The following is a 20,097-nucleotide window of genomic DNA, read 5'->3' on the forward strand; positions in this document are numbered from 1 at the left end:
AAACCCCAGGTCGATGGGTTCGACCTGGGGTTTTTTGCGTCTTGAGCTTGTGGTGAGGGCGTCCCCGCGTGAGCCACGAAGGTAGTACCTGCTGTACCACCTTCCTGGTAGCGTGCGGGGTTGTATCGGCGTGGGCCGACCTCTGATGATCTATCAATGCCGAAGTCAGCGGGTGGTCTCCAAGAAGGAGACCCTGCCTATGAAGCAGACCACCTCCGCGTCGCCGTACGGACGGATGACCTGCTCAGCCATGCCGGACTGACTGCTCTCCTGCACGCGGCGGCCCATGTGATCGTGCTGTCCGACAGCTCCCGAGAGCGCGCCGACGTGACCGTGGTCGCGGCCGCCGGAAAGATGGCGGAGAACCACGGGATCCTCAGGCGGGCTGCCCGTGACCTCGGGGCACCGGTCATCTTGATCACTGACCGGCTGTCACCCGACGACATGCTCACCGTCGTGCGCTACCAGGTCATGGCCGTCTTGCCGCGCCGAGCCATGACCGCTGAACTGCTGATACGCGGCGTGACCGCGGTGGCCGCCGGCGACGGCCTCATGCCACCCCAACTGGCCGGCGGCCTCCTGGAGCACCTGCACCGGCTGCAGCGCACCTCGCGCGAGCCGACCTTCACCTGGGTGAGCGGACTCACCGAACGCGAGATCGAGATCCTGCAGTTGGTGGCCGAAGGGCTGGACACCACCGAGATCGCCGAGCAGCTTCGCTGCTCCACGCGGACCGTCAAGAGCATCATGTACAACATCACCCACCGACTGAACCTGCGCAACCGCACCCACGCGGTCGCGCACGCGATGCGCACCGGCCTGATCGAGTGAGGTGATCGTGCCGTCGTGCCGTCGTGCCGTCGTGCCGTCGTGCCGTCGTGCCGTCCGCCGTACCACGATCCGCGTTCCTTGGAGGAGGCGTCATAACAGACACCGGTTATGTCACGGACATCGACTATCCCGACTACTTCCACTCGCAGATGAGCCCGCTCCTGCTCAGTAGCCTGTGCCGCCTTGCCGGATTCGATGCCGTGCGGCCCGAACCCGGTTTCACGTATCTAGAGCTCGGCGCGGGCGCAGGGATGACCACGGCGGTGCTCGCCGCGGCCAATCCCGAGGGACGGTTCGTCGGGACGGACTTCAATCCGCGGCACATCGCCGCCGGCACCCAGATGATCCGGGCGGCAGGCCTGACCAACGCGTCGTTTCTAGAGTGCGGCTTCGCCGATCTCGCAGAGGGGAAGGTGGCCCTGCCCGCGTTCGACTACGTCGCGCTGAGCGGCGTCTACTCCTGGGTCGACGCCGAGCAGCGCGAACACGTGCTCACCATTCTGGACCGCCACGTCAAGCCGGGCGGCGTCGTCTACATCAACTACAACGCCATGCCGGGCTGGGCCGTGTCAGCGCCCCTGCAGCGGCTCATCCTGGAGTATTCGGAAGCCTTGGACGGCGGGGTCCTGCACCGCCTGTCCGCGACACGGGAATGGGTCGACCGGCTCGTCCACGCCGACGGTCGGTTCTTCTCATCACACGAAGCCGCCCTGCGTCCCCGGCTCGACTCCTTCGGCCAGTGGGCGGATGGGTATGTCGCGCACGAATTCATAAACAGGGGCTGGCAGGCGCTCTTTCACACGGATGTCGCGCGGGCGGTGGCGGGTGCGGGGCTGGAGTTCGCCGGATCGGTGAGTCCCGTACGTCCCCTGCGGCGCACGCCAGAGCAGCGGAAGCTGTTCGAGGGAATCACCGACCGCGCGTTGCGGGAGGTCGTTGCCGACTTCCTCGACGACACCCAGTTCCGGGAGGATGTCTACGTGCGTCAGCCGCGGAGGCTGTCCCCGCGCGAGCGGGGGGAATGGTGCGACGAGGTGGGGCTGTGCCTGACGGAACGCCGCGGAGCGATGCATCTGCACACTGTCTCAAGCCGTCTCCTCAACCCACTGCTCGATGCTCTTGAGCAGCGGCCCATGACCTTCACCGAGATCGCTCAGGTGCCCGCGTTCTCCGGCTTGAGCATGGCCGCCGTGGTGGCTTTCGGTGAACGGCTGACCGCCGAGGGCTGGACGAGTCCGTATCTGCGATCTGCCCAGGCGAACTCGGCGGAGCCCGCCTGGCGGCTGAACCGCGTCCTGGCCGAGCGGGCGCAGACCGCCGCCCCTCAGAGCGCGCATTACGCACTGGCGTCACCGGTGATCAGCAGTGGGGTCCCGCTCAATTTCATCCAGGCCCAGGTCTATCTTGCGCTCACCGGAGACGATCCCGGCCTGGGGGCCGACACAGTGGAACGTGTGCTGGCACGGCTGCACGATTGCGACATTCAAGTTGAGATCTCCGGTAACGCTGTCAAACGTAGCTCGGAGGTGACGCGGGCCGAAGCGGTCGACATTCTGCATGCCATCCGGGACAGCCGGGTTCCGGTGTGGCGCCGCCTTCGTGTCCTCGCCGGGGAGTGAGGCGACAGCGGCAGGTGGAGATGTCTGATTTATTCCTGGGGTGGCGAGTTGCTTATCGCGTGTGCATGGAAACCGTCTGTATGGAGAAAGAGAAAGCGAAGAGTCTTTTCAGACCCCATGGGGCAGAACGCGATGCCCAAAAGGGCAGATTTGACTCTTTGATATGCCATTCATGTCGTTCCTGATTATTCTCGACCGTGTCCATGAAATTAAGCCGGGCGGTGAGAGCCGTCGGCTGGAAAGGAGAGTCGCCATGTCGGCGGAAGCGAAGCAGCCGAAAGATGAGTGGAAGGACGTCGCCGAGACGTCGCTTTCCGATGACGAGCTCGATGCGATCAACGGCGCCTACGGCAGCTCGTACACGGGGAAGCTGGAGAAGCGCGCGCGCGACGCGGCGGGACGCCTCATCTGATGAATAATGCGCCCGCTCGGTAAACACGAGTGGGCGCGTTATTCGTCGACTGTGATTCGGCCTCCGTCGCGCTACTCGGCAAACGCCTGGCGTGGTGCGGCGGGGGTGCGACGAGTCCGCGCGCCGGCGCCTCCGTAGAGAAGGACCCACGACGATGCAGTTCCGCAGCGAGGCGATGGAGCGCCACCAGACGCCGGAGGTCCTTGATCTACCCGTACGTCTGACCCGTCCGTATACCTGGCTGATTCTGGCTGCCGCTGTCGCCGTCGTCGCCGCAGGCGTCGTCTGGGCGTTCACCGGCAGCCTGCGCATGTCCGTCAGCGGCCAAGGGCTCCTGACGTCGCCCCGCGGCAGCTTTCCCGTGCAGGCGGTCGACGCCGGTCAGATCACCGACATCTTCGTGAAGCCAGGCGACAAGGTGCGGCCGGGCGGCCGGGTCGCCGCCGTCCGCAACGGACGCCTGGAGACAACGGTGCAGGCACCCGTCGCGGGACGTGTTTTCTCCGTGCCGGTCCGGCACGGTCAGGTCGTGCGCACCGGCGAGACGCTGGCCGTGGCGGAATACACCGGTGGCCCCGCAGACCGCCTGGTGGCAGTGCTCTTCGTGCCGACCACCGAGGCGATGGCCGTACAGGACGGCCAGCGGGTCGACCTGACCGTGAAGTCGGCCGCCGTCATGTCGCACGGCGTTCTCCGAGGCCGTGTTGCCGCCGTCGACTCCACCCTCTGGACCCGTAAGGAGGTGGCTGCGTTTGTGGGTGACGACGGCCTGGCGGAACTCCTCAGCCCTGCCGGCCCTGTCCGGCGCGTGACGGTGGAGCTGGAGCGATCACCTGTCACGGCCAGTGGTTATGTCTGGTCCACGGCATCCGGACCGCCGTCCGCCCCGCGCGCACGCACCACGGTCCACGGAGCGATCCATAAACCCGACATACGTCCGATCGACTGGATTCTGCCGTGATGACCTTCGCGAGGCGCCTGCGCGGCCTCCGCCGCCCTACGGCTCGCCCGAACGGCCCCATCGGTGCGCACCGTCCGGTGCGGACCCCGACAGTGCTGCAGATGGACCCTGTGGAATGCGGGGCGGCCTCACTCGCCATGGTGCTCGCCCACTTCCGCCGCCACGTCAGTCTCCAGCACCTCCGTGTGCTGTGCGGAGTGTCACGCGACGGGTCCAAGGCAGGGCAGCTCGTGCGGGCCGCTCGCACATTGGGCCTTGAGGCCCAGGGCAAGCAGATGAGCCTCGGGGCGCTCGCCGCGCTACCGCCGCCCGCGATCCTGTTCTGGGAGTTCAACCACTACGTCGTCTGGGAGGGGTACGGGCGCCGTCTGGGCAAGACGGTGGTGCGCCTGAACGATCCCGCCCAAGGCCGTCGGGTGCTGACACCGCAGGAGTTCAGCGACGGCTTCACCGGTGTCGTGCTGACCTTCCGCCCGGGCCCCCATTTCCACCCCGGCGGTCGGCGGTTCTCAGGTTGGCGGGATGTCCGGAGCCGTCTCGTGGGCGCCTACCCCGCGCTGGCGGCGGCCCTGCTGGCAAGCCTGCTTCTGGCCGGCGTCAGCATGGGCTTTCCGGCGCTCATCCGGGGCTTCGTCGACTCCATCCTGATGGCCGGTATCGCAGGCCCGATCGTGCCGTTCTTCACCTTCATGGCGGGGATGATCCTGCTCACGGCGCTGCTGATAAAGGTCGAGCAGACTCAGCTTCTGGGGGTGGAGACATATGTGTCCACCGTACACAGCGCCCGGTTCATGCACCGTCTGCTACGTCTGCCCGTCAGCTTCTTCGATCAGCGCAGCCCAGCGGACATCGCAGAGCGGCTGGGCATGAACCACACGGTCTCAGAGGCACTCACCCGCACCATCTCGTCCGCCGTCACCGGCGCGATCGTGGTGTGCTCCTACGTCGCGCTACTGTGGGTCTACGATCCGCTGCTCACGGTGGCCGGAGTCTCGACATCACTGCTCAACATCGCCCTGGTGTACGCGGTGGTGCGGATGCGGCAGAACGCCTCCGCGCGGCTGCGGGTGGAACGGTCGAAGCTGTATGCCACCGCCTACAGCGGGCTGCAGCTCATCGAGACCATGAAGGCCACCGGGGGCGAACACGGTTACTTCCGCCGATGGGGTGACCGGCAGGCCGCGCTCCTGACCCAGCAACAGCGGGCGTCGTTCCCCGCAGCCGTCCTGTCGGCCGCCGGACTGCTTCTCACCACCCTGACCGCCGTGGCGGTTCTGCTGCTCGGCGGACTCCGGGCCATCGAAGGCCAGATCGCCATTGGAGCGCTGGTGGCGTTCCAGGCATTGCTCGTGAATTTCAGTCGGCCGGTCGGTGAGCTGATCAACCTGGTGCCCAAGATGCAGGACACGTCCGCCGACCTCGCCTGGCTTCGTGACGTCGAGACGATCGAGCAGGCCGACGTCTTCCACCAGCCTTCGTCCGACATCTCACAGCGCCTGACCGGTTACCTCCGCTTCGACAATGTCACCTTCGGCTACAGCCCCCTTGCCCCACCGCAAGTGCGAGAGCTGTCGTTCAAGGTCCACCCCGGGAAGCAGATCGCCCTCGTCGGCGGGTCGGGAAGCGGCAAATCCACTGTCAGCCGGCTCATCGCGGGCTTCCACGACCCGTGGGAGGGCCGGATCCTGTTCGACGGACGGCCCCAGGCCCATGTGAGCAAAGATCTGCTCACCGCGTCGGTGGCGTTCGTCGATCAGGAGATCCATCTGTTCCAGGGCACCGTACGCGACAACGTCACCCTGTGGGATCCGTCCATCCCGGACGAGGCCGTCATGGAAGCGCTGCGGGAGGCCCAGCTTGACGAGGTCGTCGCCGCCAGGCCCGGCGGCATCCACAGCCGCGTTGAGCAGGATGGGCGTAACTTCTCCGGAGGGCAGCGGCAACGCCTGGAGCTCGCCCGGGCCTTCGTCCGGATGCCCAGCCTGCTGATCCTCGACGAGGCGACCAGCGCCCTTGACGCGGAGACGGAGACGCGCATCATCGAGAGGCTTCGCCGGCGCGGCTGTGCCTGCGTCGTCATCGCCCACCGGCTCAGCACAGTCCGCGGAAGTGACGAGATCCTCGTTCTCGCCGATGGCCGGATCGTCGAACGCGGCACGCATGACGAGCTCGCGAACCGCGGTGGCGCCTACGCGGCTCTGATTCGGGAGAGCCGACCGTGAGCGGTGATCGGGATGACACTATTCCCCTGTACCACGCCCGGAGAGAGCGCTCCGGCCGGGAGCCCGGCCATACCGGTCCCCCTGACGAGCGCTGGTTTCCCGCCGCGCTTGGGGAGGCGGTGGAAGCCGGTGACGCCGGTCATGTCATGCTGAGCGGGGGCCGAACCCTGTGGGTGATCGTCGGAGCGCCGGCAGATCTTTTCGTCGTCGACTCCGTACGGCATGGGCCATGGCACTTCGTCGGCCGGGCAAAGGCCGGCACCGTGATTCTCGGCTCAGCCCGCCAGACGCGGCACATGCTGGCGGCGCGTCCAGAGGCGGGCTGCAGGTTGCGCCGAGTGCCTCTGTCGCAACTTGCGCAGGCGCAGTACCGGCACATTGGAGGCGCCGGTTCGCACCCCGGACCGCACGACTGGCACACCTTGGTACAGGCGCTGGACCACGGAATCACGCTGCTGCACGACTGGGTCGAGTCCGAAGCTTCCGGCGAGACACCGATTGTATTCGGTGCCGGGCCGACGGTACGGCTGGCCGCGAACGACGTCGCCCGTGTTGGGAATGGCGTGATGTGGGCGATGATCGACTCCGGCCGGATCCGTCCGGCGGGCGCCGGCGGGCACCGGGAGCAGATGGCCGGTGACGTGCTCGCCCTGACCGCGGGCGACCGGATCAACGCGGTCTCCGACACCGAGCTGACCCTGCGCCGGACTGGTGAACTGCTGGCGGACGGCGTCCTGTGGGAATACCTCGTACGCCACCACGCCGAGTTCATGATCACCCTGGACCGGTGGGCCGAGCGGAAACGCCGAACCGCCGAGGAACGCGCCAAGGCAGGCCGTCAGGCCAGTGAGGGCGCGATGCAGCAGGCGGCCTCGATCCTGCGCGACGCCGCCCTGTCGGCGTCCCGACGCCGCCAGGGCGCCGCGGCCGGTGACGTCGACACCGCCCTGGCGATCTGCAGGGTGGTAGCCCGGGCGATCGGCGTCACGGACGTCCGGCCGCCGCCCCCCGGATCGGCACACAGCCGCGTGGATCCGGTCACCAGGATCGCCGCGGCCTCGCGCATCCGTACCCGCCCAGTGCGTCTGGCCGACTCGTGGTGGCGGGAAGACGCCGGGCCGCTGCTCGCCTATCAGACGGAGGACGGATGCCCTGTCGCCCTGCTGTGGCGGCGAGGCGGCTACGACATCGTCCACCCGGACGGTCGTCGCCAACGGGTCACCGAACAGATGTCGCGGGAGCTGTGCTCCGACGCGGTCATGTTCTCCCCGCCCCTGCCGCACCGCCGCATCGGCGGCGTCCAATTGTTATGGTTCGGCCTGCGAGGAAGCGGAATGGATCTGGCCCGCTTTCTGCTTGGCGGGCTCGTGGCGTTCGGACTGGGTCTGGGAATCCCCGTCCTGACCGGAGAGATACTCGGCGAGTACGTCCCGTCGGCCCGCACCGACCTGGTGGTGCAGGTGTGCCTGGCACTGCTCATGACCGGCGTCGTGGCGACCGCTTTCGGAATCGTCAACTCAGTGGCGATGCTTCGGCTCGAAGGCCGGCTGGACGCCACCCTCCAAGCCGCGGTGTGGGACCGATTGCTGCGACTGCCCACGTCCTTCTTCGCGAGGTACTCCACCGGCGAACTCGCCAACGCGGCACTGGGGATCAACACCATCCGGGCGCGGCTGACCGGCGTCGCCGCTGTCGTAGTGAACGCCACCATACTCGCGCTGGTCAACCTCGTTCTCCTCATCGTCTACAGCGGTCCGCTGGGCCTCGTGGCGGTGGCACTGGTGACGGTTCATGCCGCCGCCTTCGCCGCCGTCACCATGCGGCACCTGCGGTGGCAGCGCAGACTGGTCGACGTGGAGTACGGGCTTTCCGATCAGGCGTTCCAGACCTTGCGCGGACTGCCCAAACTGCGGATGGCGGGCGCGGAGGCCCACGCCTACGCCCGGTGGGCAGCCGCTTTCAGCGAGAGCCGTGAGCTCTCCCGCAAGGTGGAGCGCGGTCAGATCATCATCACGGTGATCAACACGGTATCCGTTCCGGCCGGCACGTTCGTGCTGTTCCTGCTGCTCGCCGGACCGGCCGCCCAGACCATGTCCCTGGGTGATTTCCTCACCTTCCTCATGGCGTTCACCACCATGCTGACGGCGATGACGCAGGTGACGAGTGCCATCTCCTCGACCGGGGACGTGTATCCGATCTTTGAGAAGGTCAAGCCGCTCCTGGCTGAACTGCCCGAAGTCTCCGAGGCGAGCACCATACCTGAGACGCTCTCCGGCGATATCGAACTCGTGAACGTCTCCTTTAAATACGCCGAGCAAGGCCCGATTGTCCTGGACGACGTCACAGTGAAGATCAATGCCGGTGAATTCGTCGCTGTCGTCGGTCTCACCGGGTGCGGCAAGTCAACGCTGCTGCGGCTGCTCATCGGCTTCGAGAAACCGACCTCGGGCTCGGTGCGTTACGACGGCATCGACCTCGATCAGCTCGACCTCACGGAGGTCCGGCGGCAGTGCGGAGTCGTCCTGCAACACGCCCAGCCGTTCGCCGGCACAATCATGAGCAACATCTGCGGCACCGAATCGTACTCCGTCGACGAGGCGTGGGCCGCCGCCGTGGCGGCCGGTCTGGACCAGGACATCAAGCGAATGCCCATGGGCATGCACACCCTGTTAGGCGAAGGCGCCCCAGCGCTGTCCGGTGGCCAGCGTCAACGGCTCATGATCGCACAGGCCCTGATCCGGCGCCCGAAGATCCTCTTCTTCGACGAGGCGACCAGCGCCCTCGACAACGAGACCCAGGCGATCGTCGCGGAGAGCACCCGCAGACTGAAAGCGACACGTGTGGTTATCGCACACCGCCTGTCCACCATCGCGCAAGCCGACCGTGTCATCGTTCTGTCCGCTGGACGGATCGTGCAGACGGGAACCCCCGCCGAACTCATGTCCCAACGGGATGGCCTGTTTCACCGCCTCGCCCGCTCGCAGGAGATCTGACCGGCGATGGGTCCTGGACCGCGCGGCATTGTTCGGCCGTGGACACGTCTGGACTGGCCGACCGGACAGAGAAGATCAAAATCCTGTTGGGACGGCCATGGGGCAGCGGGCTAACGTTACGGGGTGATTATCAGGGATGCCACCCATCAGGACTGGCCGGAGATCTATCCCTTTTACTCCGCGGTCATGGCGGAAGGGAGGACCTATCCCTTTCCGGAGGGGCAGACCCTCGAAGAGGCCCGGCCGTGGTGGATGGAACAGGCACCGGGGACAACCGTCGTCGCGGTCGGCGACGGTGCCATCGTCGGCTCGGCCAAAATGGGCCCCAACCGGCCCGGACGGGGCTCGCATGTGGCGACCGCGTCTTTCCTGGTCGATCCCGGGCACCAGGGGAGGGGCATAGGCCGGGCTCTGGGGCGGCACGTGCTCGACTGGTGCCGCGCCGAAGGGTTCCACGGCATCCAGTTCAACGCGGTGGTCGAGTCGAACCACCGAGCCGTCCACCTCTGGCGTTCCCTCGGCTTCGATGTGATCGGCACCGTTCCCGAAGCGTTCGAGCACCCAGACGAGGGCCTCGTCGGCTTGCACATCATGTATCAGCGCTTGAAGTGACGGCCGCCAGCAGACGCCTCCCCTCGTCCGGGAGCCTGCCGCCCCGTGGCAGCCAGAGCCTGCCATTGTCGAGGTGAGGTGCTTCAGCATCAGCAACGCCTCGGTGGTACGGTCCACACCCACCTGCTTGCCCTTCTCCGTAGAACGTTCGGGCACGCTGGACCTTGATGGGGTCGTGGTCGATGCCGACCGCTATGGCGTGGTGGCAGGCGGTGAGGTGGGCGAGGTTGTGTCCGCTGCCGCAACCGAGTTCGACAACCTGCCTGCCCTCCACATCGCCGAAGACTGTCGGCGGAGGGCCGATGCCTGCGGCGCGGGTCCATTCGAACCGGTCGCGGACGGTCAGGCTCGCAGGAGGAGTGCGGCTTCGGTGAGGTGGCGGGAGATCGCGGAGATCCATGCGTCTTCGGCTCCTTCGGCCCACCCGATCGTGAGCTGTTGGGTGAACCAGTCGGCCACCCAGACGCGGTGCCAGCCGAGAGCCCAGCGGGCCGGGCTCAAGCCGCCCCGGCCGGCCGCTGCCTCCTCGGGGCCGCCTGCGGCGATGTAGGAGGTGATGAGCTCGCTGAGCTTGGCCGGGTCGGGAGCGTCGATTGTGCCGTGCCAAGATGCCAGGTCGAGAAGGCCCGGCCCGCGGAAGGCTCGGGCGAAGTCGAGCAGGTATGTTTCGTTCTCGGTGACGTAGATCGAGGTCGGGTGCCATTCGGAGTGGCAGAGGCCGAACGGTGCGAGTTCGGCTCTGGCGGCGCGGGCGTCGGCCACTTTCGTGAGAGCGTGCGCTGTCTCGGTGAGGAGGCCGAGGTCACTCCTGCCTCGGTCATGCCGGGTGAGGCGTGTGCGGATCTTCTCGGGCATCGCCGCGAGTCCCTGCTCATCGAGGACCGGCAGGTCCTTGGTGTCGGTGACGGCGTGGACGCGGACGGCCAGAGCCGCTCCTTCGGCATCGGTCGCCTCGCGCTCCGTCGGACCGAGGTCGATCAGCAGCATTCCCAGCAGCTCGGGTGGGTGGGAGATCGCGAGGCGTGCGGGGACGGGCAGGCCGCCGTCTTCGGCGACGGCCAGGGCGTGATGTTCGGCGGCGAAGGGGCCTTCGGCGTACTTGAACACCACCGAGGTGCCGTCGGCCAGGTGAAGGCGTTCCACGCCCGAGCGTGCCCAGACACGGACCTCCTCGCGTTCGGCCGGCCCCTGTCCGAGGTCGTCCAGCAGCCGGGCGAGCAGGGCGTCTACCTCGATGGTGTCCAAGATCCTTGGCCTTCCTTATCGAGCGGTGGGGACGCGGCAGGCTTCGACGGCCGCGATCCAACTGTCCTTCATGGCGGACAGCTCGGCGCGGAACCGCTCCAGCGGAGCACCGTAGGGGACGACCGCGCCGCCGGTCTGGTTCGGGACGGACTGGCAACCGTGCACGAGCCGCCCACCGAGCGCCGTGCCGAAGAAGCTCTCATCCAGGGCACACTCGACTGGCTCCCCAGAGCCAAAGGATGACGGCTCCTAGAAACAGCCGGACATCATTCGAGGAAGAGTGGCTCTCCTTGGACTGATCTCAGTCGCCCGATCTGCTTGTCGAGATTCCGTATCTGGATCGAGCCCGTGCCGAACGCCTCCGTCAGAAGCGGACGGACGGCTTCGAATTCCGCTATCGCTTCGTCCAGGTATCCGGACGCCGCGAGCATCTGCGCGATGACGAAGCGTGATTCTCGGATCCGCTCTGCAGTGTCGTCGTCCGCTGCGGGGTTGGCGTTGACGGCGTTGCCCACGTAGAAACGCAGGTGGGGCAGGGCCTTGTCCGGCTTGCCGATCTCGGCGTATGCGTGACCTGCGTGATATGAGCAGTCGAGGACGTAGAAGTCGTTCTGGGAAAGACGCTTGCGGTAGTCACGTCCGACGACGTCGAACAGCGAGGCCGCCCGAGTGTACTCCCCGGCGTAGAACAGCGCGGCGGCCAGGAAGTGCCGCAGCCGCAAGTCCAGGAACGAGTCCTCGGCACGGGCGACGCCGTCCTCTAGGAGACGGATTGCCTCGGATGGATGGTCGTTCTCCAGGAGGACCTGGACGTTGGCTCGCAACTCCTCGAATTCGTCTTCGGTGAGCTTGTCCTGGCAGGTGCCCCGCTCCTGACGCTTGGCCGGAGTCAGTAGTGGCCGCCGGAATGGACGGGTCGGGTCACGGTTCTCGTCGAAGTTCCCCGCCCCACCGTCTGGTCCGCCCGGCACTGTGACGAACGGGAGGAGTTCCTCGTAGACGGCCTCCGCCGAGGGCCGAGCCGCCGGCTGCTTCGCCATCATCGACGACACCAGCGCATCGAGTTCCGCCGGGATGTCCGGGCGGCGCGCCCGTACCGACGGTGCCGCCGTCTGGAGGTGGTGGAAGCGCATAGGTCTGTCGGTGGTGCCGTGGAACGGCACGTCACCGGTGAGCAGCTCGAACAGCAGGCAGCCGAGCGAGTAGACGTCCGAGGCGGAGGCCACGGCCTGGCTGATGGACTGCTCTGGCGACATGTACGGTGGGGTGCCGATGGTCCGGTCCACCTGGGTGAGCCTTGGAAGTGCCCCCGCACCGCGCAGGATCGCGATGCCAGTTCATCTGCGTGAAGAAGGCCGAAGCGACCGCCGAGCTGAACCACCTCTTCGCGCAGGGCCGGGTCGCCATGGAAACCCTGCGCTTCGACCCCGAGGCCCAGGAGAAGTTCCTTGCCAAGGTCGACAGGCTCGCCCCGGGCCACCCTCTGGATAGAACGTTCAGGTCGCTGACCCTGGTTTACGGCATCCTGCTCAAGGACGGGGTGCCGCTGACCCCGGCTTCCCTGTTCGCATTCGCGAAGGTCTCGCTGCTGCACGCGGTGACCGCTCTGGAGGGGATGGGCGTGCGCGTGGAGATCGTCTCCATCTCCCGGACCTCGGTCACTGGGATGGTCACGTCAGAGGGACGGGCAGACGCGTCTTCCTGACGGTCGCCAACCCGTCGCGCAGCTTGTACGTCACCGTGGTAGGCGAAGCGGCTGCCGCCTTGGGCGAGCAGGTCCAGCAGCCGCCAGACAGCGGCGGACGGGCGGCCGTTGACGCACAGCAGCGGTGCGCAGTCGGCGCCGAGTTGGTCGGCCGCCGCTGCGACGACGACGGGGTTTTCGCATAGCCGTACGGCTCCCGCGGGCATGGCGGCGTCGTGCCGCCGGAGCTGGCGCAGGGTGAGCCGTTCCAGCTCGGTGACGCTTTCGCTGCGCCGCTTCGCCAGGTCCTGGCTGTCGCGGCGCGCCCGTGGGAGGTCGGCCTCCCACCTTTCGGCGATCGCCAGGCGGGAGAGGCCGAACGGGTGCGCGATTTCCGCCGCCTGATCGCGCTGGGATGGTTCCTGCAACTCGGCCCCGATGGACCGGCGACGCCCCACAACCCTGTCGGCACCCTGGAATGCCAGGCCGACAGGGTCCTTCAGCTGCTCGGGTGATTCCGCGCCAACGCAGGACGCCAAGAGCCACCAGCCGAGACACGCTCCCCCGTCCTTCGGTGGCGGGGACCGAGGAGGGGATCTCCTTTTAAGGACGCCCGCACGCCTTGTCAACAGAATGAAAGTCGCCCGGTTCAGGGGTTCCTGTCAGTCTGACAAGAAGCTAGGGTGGGCGTGTGGATGACGACCATTGGAAGCCGCCGAGTGTGCTGCTCGCAGTCGACTTGGTGATCCTGACCTTGCGTGGCGCGTCCTTGCATGTCCTGCTCGTCGAACGTGGAGTCGAGCCCTATCTGGGAGCTCTGGCCCTGCCGGGAGGCTTCCTCCGCGATCAGGGGGAGGACATCACGGCAGCGGCCCGGCGGGAGCTGTCGGAAGAGGCCGGGCTGCTGGATGCGCCGCATCTGGAGACCTTGGGGGTGTACGGCGAGCCGGGGCGCGATCCGCGTGGGCGGGTGGTGTCGGTGGCCTATTTGGCGATCGCGCCGCGTCTGCCGGAGCCGGTGGCCGGCACGGATGCGGCCGGGGCGTGCTGGAAACCCGTGGAGCAGGTGTTGTCCGCAGGTGTGGAGCTGGCGTTCGACCACCGGCGAATCCTGGTGGACGGCGTGGAACGTGCCCGCGCCAAGCTGGAGCATTCGCCGCTCGCGACGGCGTTCTGCGGTGACACCTTCACGATCTCGGAGCTCCAGCAGGTCTACGAGGCGGTGTGGGGGGTCAAGCTCGATCCCCGGAACTTCTACCGCAAGGTTCAGAGTGCCCGCGGTTTCATCGTGGCGGTCGGCCCCACACGACGAACAGAGAACGGTCGCCCCGCCCGCCTTTTTACGGCGGGTCCGCTTCACGTGCTGCATCCTCCGATGGTCCGCACGGCCCAAGCCGTATGTGAAGACCCGGAGGGCCCGGCAGCCTAGATCATGCCTACGGGAGGCGTGAACTCTTGAACGAACGCCCCATCGTGATTCTCACAGCGCTGGATCTGGAGTATCAGGCCGTTCGGAAGTATCTGGCCGAGCCGCGACTTCATCGCCACCGCGCCGGTACGCGATTCGAGGTCGGTGAGTTTGCGGACGGCAGGTGCCGAGCGGTTCTGGGACTGGTCGGAAAGGGAAACCAGCCCGCGGCGGTGATCGCTGAGCGGGCCATCAATGAGTTCGATCCGTTCGCGCTGCTGTTCGTGGGCATCGCCGGTGCTCTCTGGCCTGACATCGGTTTGGGCGATGTGGTGGTGGCGACCCATGTGTACGCCTACCACGGGGGCACCAGCGAGGACGACGGATTCAAGGCGCGCCCGCGCGTGTGGGAGATCTCGCATGCGCCGGATCAGATCGCGCGCCACCTCTACCGGAGCGGTTCCTGGACCCGGCGGCTCGCCGACGGCGCAGCCGTACCAGGTGTGCGTTTCGGACCGATCGCGGCCGGTGAGGTCGTGCAGGATTCCGCGATCTCCGCTCATGCTCAGTGGGTCCGCCAGACCTACAACGACGCGTTGGCGATCGAGATGGAGGCGGCCGGTGTGGCGCAGGCCGGCCATCTGAACAGGTCACTGCCGGTGGTCGTGGTGCGTGGCATCAGCGATCGGGCCGACGGCACCAAGGTGGCCACCGACGGCAGGGGGTGGCAGGCGGACGCGGTGGCGAACGCCGCCGCGTTCGCCACCGCCCTCGCCGAAGAACTGGCACGGGAACCACACGATGGCCGGTCCGCCGGGGTGGCGGGAAAGGCGGAGGGCGAAACGATGACGGAGAGCGTCAGGAACGTCGCCGACGGATACGCGCGCGTGGGTGTGCAGGCCGGGCGCATCTACGGCAATGTGTCGATCGGACATCAGCCGGAGGCCGTTCTCGACTGGGCCGCGCAGTTGGCCGATCTCCGCGACAGGCTCGCAAAGGCGCATGCGTCCGGGGAAGTGGACGACGCTACCTGTGCGGCCGCGGAGGAGGAGATGATCGTCGTCGCCGAGTCCTTGGGGGCGAGCGCGAAGTCCGGTAAGGACAGGGCTCTGGTCGCGCTCAAGAGGCTGCGCGGTCTGCTGCTGGATGTGGTCGGCCTGGCGGCGGCGGTGACATCGGTCATCGCCGCGGTTCGGGGCGAGTTATGAGAGACCCGAGCTTCGGTCCGACCAACGTCGCGGGCGACTTCGCCACCGTGGGCGTTCAGGCGGAAGCGGTCCATGGGGACGTCAATGTCTACACCGTTTCGCCTAACGCCTCCCCGCACGAGAAGTTCGAGGTGGGGGTCCGCTATCTGCACGGCGGGGTGCCGGAGAAGGCGCGGGAGCACATCACCGAGGCCGTGGTCGACGGCTATGTGACGAGCCGCTCCTGCTATTACCTGCTGCTCGCCCTGCTCAGCGGGCGGACCCTGCAGCAGGTGTCGAAGGAGGACTTCTCCGTGCTGCGCTCTGTCCGGGGAAGGATCGCCGGTAGGAGCGCCGACCGCTGGACCGACGGGCTTAGGATGATCGACCGCCTTCTGATCGTCCTTCAGAAGGAAGACGTCGATCCTCACATCATCGACGAAGAGCTCGCAGCGTTGGACGCCGCACAGCGAGACGAGATTCTCCGGCATCTGGAGATGTTTCTGAGCGGCCCCGTGCAGGACGGGCTCTGGATCCGCGCGTTCGAGTCGGCGAGGAAAGACCGGTGCGACGGCCGACGTCTGGACAGGGTCTGGAAGTTCTTCCAGCCCAAGCCGATGGAGGCGCGGGTGCGCGCTCCGCGTCCGGTCGCGAGCACGACAGGCGATTGGATCCGATCGGCGGCGGCCATGGCGGTGGCGCTGGTGTCGGTGCTTGCTGTCGTCGGCTTCTCCTGGCAGCACGCCTGGCCGGCGACAGCGTTCGCCATGCTGCTCATGGCCGCTGGTTGTCATACGTGCGTGTGGGCAGGCGCGGAATGGAAGACCTTGACCTATCGGCGCCAGGCCAAGGACCGGGAACACCTCTCCGGAGTGCGGCGCACGCTTCCTGCGCCGCAGCGCGGCTTCGCGAGCAGGATCGACCGGCAGTTCGATTACTACTTCGGGAGATATCTTCCGGAGGGGGTGAGCCGGTCGGACTGGCTCTCCCACACGGCGGGCATTCGGCAGACTCTGCGCGACGAGGTGGTCTCTCTGTATCGCGAGAGCCGCATCGGCGCGGAGCGGGTCGCCTGGCTCACCAGATATCACGCGAGCGATGTGAGAAACAGGTGGGTGAACGGCACCTTGTGGGCCTACCGCGACCAGTTGAGGGTTCCGGCGTCCACAAAGATGCTCTTCACCCTTGGATTCGCCGCGACCTCGATGGGCGGGGCGATCGCGACCTGGAGCGGGCTGCACGTCAGACCGGTGACCGTCATCGCCGCCATGTTCATCGCCGTCGTGGCGGGGTGTGCCGGCGTCAGCGGCTGGACACGCATTGTCGCGGAACGCAGGAGGTTCGACGCCGAGCAGGCCGAGCTCAGCCGACTGAAGGTTGGGCGCGAGGCGGCTCTCCAGCGGTGGAAGGACAAGCTCGCGGACAGGCCCAGTGACGCGGAGATGGCCCATTGGCTCGATTGCGACCGCAAGGCGCTGATGGACGAGGCGATGCGTCACTACAAGCTGAGCCCGCGCGACATCGTGGCGCACGCGTTCATCGAAGCGCCTGGGGCGCGCTACGACCGGGGACGCGTCCCCCAAGGGCCGTGGCGCTATTCGAGATACAAGCTGTTGATTTTCCTGCTCACCGCGGACGGGGTGCGGCAGGTGACCGCGGAGCTCGACTTCGAGAAGGCCACGTTCCACGACCGGGGGCGGACCAACTACCGCTACGACGCCGTCGCCGCGGTGCGAGTCGCCGAGGCGGACGACGGACACAAGAGCCTGGAGCTGACGCTGATGGACGGCCAGTCGATGAAGCTTGAGATGACTGGCCCGCCGGCGGACGTCGTCGAGCTGGAAGCGGACACGCCGACCGCGTCACAGGTGACGCTCGACGCGGCGGGGCTGGGAAACACCCTCCACGTCCTTGAAGGTGTCGCCGCCGAAGGAAAAGAGTGGATCAACAACGAACGCGCGCGGGAGCAGGGGAGCCTGGACGACCTCGCGGCGACCACTCGTGGAATGTTCTTCTGACCGACCTCTCGCACCTGGACGACGAATACATCAAGCGCATTCAGGCGGCTAACGCTATCCAGAAGGATATTGAGCAGATCGAGGCATTCGCCGATGAGTGGTCCCCAGAGGCGGATAACTGACCCGTCCTGCGATGCCGTTGGGCGAACCGAATTCTGAGAGGGCGTTTGAAGCCTCAAAGGTCCTTCGGCTCGCTGAAGCGGAGGGTGTTGCCGAAGGGATCGATGACGGTGACGGATCGGGCCTGCCAGGGGTCTTCGTCGAGGCCGGGGCGGGCGTAGGGGTAGCGCTTGGCGGACAGGTCGCGGTGGAACGCCTCGATGCCGGTGATGGGCACGAAGACGGTGGCGCCGGGGCTGCCGTCTCCGTGGTGTTCGCTGAGGTGCAGGGTGAGGCCATCGCGCGAGATCGCGATGTAGGCGGGCATGTCGTCGGCGTAGCGGTGTTCCCAGTCGACGGTGAAGCCGAGGAAGTCCAGGTAGAACTCCTTGGCTTTGTCGAGGGAGAAGATGCGCAGCACGGGGACGGCGGGGTTGAGCCGTACGGCGGATTCGCCGGCGTCGCGGAGGCGGGCGGCGAGGATGTTGTAGTTGTCGAGGCCGAACTGGCGGGCGACGATTTCCAGCGCTTCGCTGTGGGAGAGGGGCACGCCTCGGGCGGCCATTTCGGTGCGGAGGGATTTCGCCATCGCCTTGGCGTCGCGGAATGTGCGCATGTCCGGGTCCTGTTTTCCGGCGAAGCCTTCATCAGTGCTTGCGTTGCTGATTCCTTCGCCGTGAACGCGAACCGGATCAGTGTGAACGTGGACGCATTCACCATCCCGTGGCGGGTGCAAGCGGCGGGCTGCGTCGGCCCTTCCGCGACGCTACCACGATCTGTGGGGGTGGGCTATGACACGACATGGGCACCCTCGCGGTGGTGGGGTGCCCACATGTCGGCGGGGGTCAGTCGGCGCAGATGGCGAAGACGCTGATGCCGACGTTGTCGGCGTTCTGCTGGCGGCCGAGGCCGATCCAGCCGCGCCCGTCGGAGGTGGGGAAGGAGCCGACGAGGATGGCGCTGCTGCCGCGGGCTTCGGCGCCGCCGCCGAGGACGCGTTTGGAGCCGGGGCAGTAGACGGTGCGGCGTTGGAAGTTGGGGACGTTGGCGTTGGGCAGGGTGACGATCTGGTAGCCGGGCGGGGCGGCGGACATGCGGTCGGCGGCGGGGGAGTGCCTGTCGGCGGAGGTGGCCGGGGTGGCGCTGGCCGGACCGGTCGTCGCGAGGAAGGCGCCGACGGCGATGACGGCGAGAGTTGCGCGGGTGAGCTGCATTGCTACTCCTTCTTCGGTTTCGCCCCAGCCCGCTCCACAGGCAGCGTTGTGACCGGTGTGACAGGTGGGGTTTGACACAAAGAGTATCCAGGCTATGACAGTCCGTGTCGATAGCCGTTCGCGGTCGGCCGACTACGCGACGCGCTCGCGGGGCGGTGCCGTACGGCGGGAGCCGGGTCAGTCGCGTTCCGCCGGCGAGACGGGCGTCGCCGTACGGTCGTGGAGTCGGAGCTGCTCGTCGGCGGTGTATTCGACTTTGCGCATGGTGGCTCGCAGGATGGGCGGCGCCATCAGGGAGGTGACCACCGCGACGAGGACGATGATGGTGTAGGTGTCGGTGTCGAGGACGCCGAGGCGCAGTCCGACCATCGCGACGATCACTTCGATGACGCCGCGGGCGTTCATGCCGGCGCCGAGGGCGAGCGATTCCCAGTGGGTGAGTCTGCTCATCCGGCCGCCGATGTAGGCGCCGGCGAATTTGCCGGCGATGGCGATGAGGAGCACGAGTGCGGCGGCGGCGAGTACGGCGGGCTCGGCGAGGGCGGTGAGGTCGATGCGCAGGCCGGCCATGGCGAAGAAGAGCGGTGCGAGGAACGCGACGACGACGGTGCGCAGGGCGGAGATGCGGGCCCGGGTGAACGCTCTGCTGGATCCGATGAGGATGCCGCAGATGAAGGCGCCCAGGATGGCCTCCAGGCCGAGGGCGTGGGTCGCGGCTCCGCTGAGAAGGATCATGATGGTGGTGGCGGCGACGGTGCCCTGGTCGGAGCGTCCGCTCAGCCGCAGGATCCGGCCGACGAGCGGGCGGCCGATGAGGACGGCGACGACCGCGACCAGCACGAGGCTGAGTGCCGAGACGGCGATGCCGGCGCCTGTGACGCTGCCCATGGCCATGGCGGAGACGACCGACAGCAGGAACCATCCGACGGCGTCGTCGACCATGCCCGCGGCGAGGGTGAGCTGGCCGACGTTGCGGTGGATGAGGTTCATGTCCATGAGGGTCTTGGCGATGACCGGGATCGCGCTCACGCACATGGCCACGCCGAGGAAGAGCGCGAACACCTGGGTGCCTTCTGGGGCGACGCCGACGAGCCGGGCGAGCGGGTAGCCGAGGGCGATTCCCAGGATGAGCGGGATGACGAGTCCCGCCACGCTGACCCGGAGCGCGGTGCCGCCGCGTCGGCGCAGGAGGGCGAGGTCCATTTCGATGCCGGTCAGTCCGACGAGGAGGAGTACGGCGATCTGGCCGACGGCGTCGAGGAGGTGCATCTGGGCCGGTTCGTTGGGGAGGAGCCACCGGGCGAGGTCGGGGGTGATCCAGCCGAACAGGGAGGGGCCGAGGATCACTCCCGCGAGTAGTTCGCCGATGACGGCGGGCATGGAGAACCGGGCGGCGAGATGGCCGAGAAAGCGGGCGAGGAGAAGGAGAATTCCAACTTGGAGTAGGAATATCAGCAAGTCATGTGAAGCGAGCGGAGCGACGGGCATCGTATTTATTCCCCCGTGGCGTGCCAGTGCCGTTCGTGAATCGACGCTTGATTTCCCGCATGGGCGTGCCGGGGCACGTAGGAAGGGGGGCGGGAATTCGGGGC

At 67.2% G+C, this 20,097-nt stretch carries 18 protein-coding genes and 1 pseudogene; 12 read left to right on the top strand and 7 right to left on the bottom strand.

Features of this window, described 5'->3' with window-relative positions:
- Positions 1–156: 156 nt before the first annotated feature.
- The 7 genes from BLQ73_RS16020 (at position 157) to BLQ73_RS16045 (ending at position 9,650) form a co-directional block, all read left to right on the top strand.
- On the top strand, positions 157–831 hold the full coding sequence (locus tag BLQ73_RS16020; RefSeq protein WP_093171253.1) for a helix-turn-helix transcriptional regulator: 675 nt from the start codon (positions 157–159) through the stop codon (positions 829–831).
- Positions 832–854: 23 nt separating this feature from the next.
- Complete coding sequence (locus BLQ73_RS16025; RefSeq protein ID WP_093171254.1) at positions 855–2,450, top strand: class I SAM-dependent methyltransferase; 1,596 nt, start codon at positions 855–857, stop codon at positions 2,448–2,450.
- Positions 2,451–2,622: 172 nt separating this feature from the next.
- Complete coding sequence (locus BLQ73_RS31385; RefSeq protein WP_143020290.1) at positions 2,623–2,862, top strand: hypothetical protein; 240 nt, start codon at positions 2,623–2,625, stop codon at positions 2,860–2,862.
- A gap of 154 nt (positions 2,863–3,016) precedes the next feature.
- Complete coding sequence (locus tag BLQ73_RS16030; RefSeq protein ID WP_093171255.1) at positions 3,017–3,823, top strand: biotin/lipoyl-containing protein; 807 nt, start codon at positions 3,017–3,019, stop codon at positions 3,821–3,823.
- Positions 3,823–6,045 carry an NHLP family bacteriocin export ABC transporter peptidase/permease/ATPase subunit gene (locus tag BLQ73_RS16035; protein WP_093171256.1) on the top strand — a complete coding sequence of 741 codons (2,223 nt, stop codon included), beginning with the start codon at positions 3,823–3,825 and terminating at the stop codon, positions 6,043–6,045. The genes BLQ73_RS16030 and BLQ73_RS16035 overlap by 1 nt, the downstream gene beginning before the upstream one ends.
- Positions 6,046–6,164: 119 nt before the next feature.
- Positions 6,165–9,038, top strand: coding sequence for an NHLP bacteriocin export ABC transporter permease/ATPase subunit (locus BLQ73_RS16040; RefSeq protein ID WP_093171257.1), 2,874 nt, complete (start codon positions 6,165–6,167; stop codon positions 9,036–9,038).
- A 123-nt stretch (positions 9,039–9,161) separates the two neighbouring features.
- Positions 9,162–9,650, top strand: coding sequence for a GNAT family N-acetyltransferase (locus BLQ73_RS16045; RefSeq protein ID WP_093171258.1), 489 nt, complete (start codon positions 9,162–9,164; stop codon positions 9,648–9,650).
- Positions 9,651–9,992: 342 nt separating this feature from the next.
- On the opposite strand, the gene BLQ73_RS16050 is transcribed toward BLQ73_RS16045, so the two are convergent.
- From BLQ73_RS16050 to BLQ73_RS16055, 3 genes are all read right to left on the bottom strand, one after another.
- A complete protein-coding gene (locus BLQ73_RS16050) occupies positions 9,993–10,895 on the bottom strand; it encodes a phosphotransferase family protein (protein WP_176955481.1) in 903 nt (300 codons plus the stop codon).
- A gap of 15 nt (positions 10,896–10,910) precedes the next feature.
- Complete coding sequence (locus tag BLQ73_RS32465) at positions 10,911–11,060, bottom strand: hypothetical protein (RefSeq protein ID WP_176955482.1); 150 nt, start codon at positions 11,058–11,060, stop codon at positions 10,911–10,913.
- A gap of 101 nt (positions 11,061–11,161) precedes the next feature.
- Entirely contained in the window at positions 11,162–12,181 is a 1,020-nt protein-coding gene (locus BLQ73_RS16055; protein WP_218125881.1) for a protein kinase family protein, read from the bottom strand.
- Between the two features lie 17 nt (positions 12,182–12,198).
- Between BLQ73_RS16055 and BLQ73_RS16060 the strand changes: the two genes are divergently transcribed.
- Positions 12,199–12,600: a DUF6119 family protein gene (locus BLQ73_RS16060; protein ID WP_275936293.1), complete on the top strand. Its 402-nt coding sequence runs from the start codon at positions 12,199–12,201 to the stop codon at positions 12,598–12,600.
- An 86-nt stretch (positions 12,601–12,686) separates the two neighbouring features.
- Here the strand turns inward: BLQ73_RS16060 and BLQ73_RS16065 are convergent.
- A pseudogene (locus tag BLQ73_RS16065) lies at positions 12,687–12,806 on the bottom strand (DUF2399 domain-containing protein); the annotation flags it as partial.
- 9 nt (positions 12,807–12,815) lie between these two features.
- Here BLQ73_RS16065 and BLQ73_RS32470 point away from each other — a divergent pair.
- The 4 genes from BLQ73_RS32470 to BLQ73_RS16080 all read left to right on the top strand — a co-directional run bounded on the left by BLQ73_RS32470 (position 12,816) and on the right by BLQ73_RS16080 (position 17,192).
- On the top strand, positions 12,816–13,094 hold the full coding sequence (locus BLQ73_RS32470) for a hypothetical protein (RefSeq protein WP_176955470.1): 279 nt from the start codon (positions 12,816–12,818) through the stop codon (positions 13,092–13,094).
- Positions 13,095–13,270: 176 nt separating this feature from the next.
- Positions 13,271–14,008 carry an NUDIX hydrolase gene (locus BLQ73_RS16070; protein ID WP_093171262.1) on the top strand — a complete coding sequence of 246 codons (738 nt, stop codon included), beginning with the start codon at positions 13,271–13,273 and terminating at the stop codon, positions 14,006–14,008.
- Between the two features lie 44 nt (positions 14,009–14,052).
- Positions 14,053–15,195, top strand: a complete 1,143-nt coding sequence (locus tag BLQ73_RS16075) for a 5'-methylthioadenosine/S-adenosylhomocysteine nucleosidase family protein (protein ID WP_245691126.1) — start codon at positions 14,053–14,055, stop codon at positions 15,193–15,195.
- Entirely contained in the window at positions 15,192–17,192 is a 2,001-nt protein-coding gene (locus tag BLQ73_RS16080) for a hypothetical protein (RefSeq protein WP_093171264.1), read from the top strand. The genes BLQ73_RS16075 and BLQ73_RS16080 overlap by 4 nt, the downstream gene beginning before the upstream one ends.
- A 175-nt stretch (positions 17,193–17,367) precedes the next feature.
- On the opposite strand, the gene BLQ73_RS16085 is transcribed toward BLQ73_RS16080, so the two are convergent.
- The 3 genes from BLQ73_RS16085 to BLQ73_RS16095 all read right to left on the bottom strand — a co-directional run bounded on the left by BLQ73_RS16085 (position 17,368) and on the right by BLQ73_RS16095 (position 19,963).
- Positions 17,368–17,907 (bottom strand): glyoxalase superfamily protein, encoded by a 540-nt coding sequence (locus tag BLQ73_RS16085; protein WP_093171265.1) that lies wholly within the window; start codon positions 17,905–17,907, stop codon positions 17,368–17,370.
- 229 nt (positions 17,908–18,136) lie between these two features.
- Positions 18,137–18,505, bottom strand: coding sequence for a hypothetical protein (locus BLQ73_RS16090; protein WP_093171266.1), 369 nt, complete (start codon positions 18,503–18,505; stop codon positions 18,137–18,139).
- Between the two features lie 177 nt (positions 18,506–18,682).
- Complete coding sequence (locus tag BLQ73_RS16095; RefSeq protein WP_245691116.1) at positions 18,683–19,963, bottom strand: cation:proton antiporter; 1,281 nt, start codon at positions 19,961–19,963, stop codon at positions 18,683–18,685.
- Between the last annotated feature and the right edge of the window lie 134 nt (positions 19,964–20,097).

This window comes from Sinosporangium album (genome assembly GCF_900100605.1).
Classification (GTDB): domain Bacteria; phylum Actinomycetota; class Actinomycetes; order Streptosporangiales; family Streptosporangiaceae; genus Sinosporangium; species Sinosporangium album.